Origin of the sequence: Candidatus Jidaibacter acanthamoeba (assembly GCF_000815465.1) — a bacterium.
Taxonomy (GTDB): Bacteria; Pseudomonadota; Alphaproteobacteria; order Rickettsiales; family Midichloriaceae; genus Jidaibacter; species Jidaibacter acanthamoebae.
This window is the reverse complement of record NZ_JSWE01000213.1, coordinates 1-1,301: the sequence shown is the minus strand read 5'-3', so window position 1 is coordinate 1,301 and position 1,301 is coordinate 1. Positions and strand designations below refer to the sequence as shown.

1 protein-coding gene is annotated in these 1,301 nt (G+C 32.3%); it reads left to right on the top strand.

Going from position 1 to position 1,301, the window contains the following annotated elements; genetic code table 11:
• On the top strand, window positions 1-1,301 hold a 1,301-nt coding region (locus NF27_RS11510), incomplete at both ends, for an ankyrin repeat domain-containing protein (RefSeq protein WP_193387661.1).

Sequence of the window (1,301 nt, the reverse complement as noted above, 5' to 3'; positions counted from 1 at the left end):
ATATAAGTTTCTATACGATCAAGGAAGTTTTACACTATTATATATAGCAGTAACTGAAGGTAAAGTAGAGATGGTGAAAGCTTTGCTTGAAGCGAAAGCTAACCCGAATTTAGCAGTAACTATAGTTAGTAAGTGGAGAGAAGAACCAGAGTTAATTACTTCTGATTTTCCGCTTCATAAGGCTGCTTTCGGATGTCCTTGGGATATTGGTATAAGAGAATGTGATGAGCCTTATATAAAGATAATAAGTTTACTGATAAAATATGGAGCGGATGTAAATAAAGTAAATGAAGAAAAGCAGTCTGCAATATTTGTAGCATCAGCGAGAGGGATAAAGACTGTAGACAAGTTAATAAAAAAAGGAGCTGACGTTAATATCTCCGACAATAAAGGAAGAACTCCATTACATATAGTTGCTGATAGGAGGGGTTGGAATAATATAGATACGATAGTAAAACTCATTAAAGCTGGTGCTGAAGTTAATAAACCTAATAATGAAGGTTTAACCCCGTTACATTTAGCAGTAATGAGAGAGAATTTAGAAGTTGCGAGGTTGCTGGCAGAAGAGGGAGCTACTGTAAATAGTATTGATAAGCAAGGTAGAACTTCGCTTCATCTATCTGTTTTATATAGTAATAGTAAAAGCATCAATAATGAAGAATGGGATATACCATCTTATTGTATCATGGAACTATTAATAGCAAGTAGAGCCAATCCAACCATAGTAGATCAAGAAGGAAACTCTCCTAGAAATATAATAAAGAAATTTTGGAAAAAACTTTGTAAAAACGATATTGATAATTTTTCAATATCACTTAAGGAAGGAGTTCTCAAAAAAGCTGAGAAATTATATTATGAAGAACTTGAAGATTCATTAATTAAAAATAATATATATAAAGCAATTGTTATTAAATTACAAAAGGAGTTAAATTATTCTTACTCTGACGTTTGTGATAAGATAGGCAAGTTGTTATCGAGTATGGCGGGTATTAATGAGCGTAAAAGTTATATAAGTCCAAGTTTGAGTCCTGGGGAAGAAAAAGATACGATTAATATATTCATTGAATTTAATAATCAAGCCGACTTTGCTTTATTTAAGCTTTTTTGTGATGATAACTATTCGGGACTTATTCTTGAATATAGTTATGGAGCTTCAGATGATGATGGTTTCCAAGTGAAAATAAAAATGGATGCGCAGATATTTTATGAAGAAATTATACCGGCTTTAAGCGAGTTTAAGCAAGCGGAGGAACTTGAAAATAATTCTCAAGTAAGAAGTTTTAGACGCTCTGTAGAGTTGT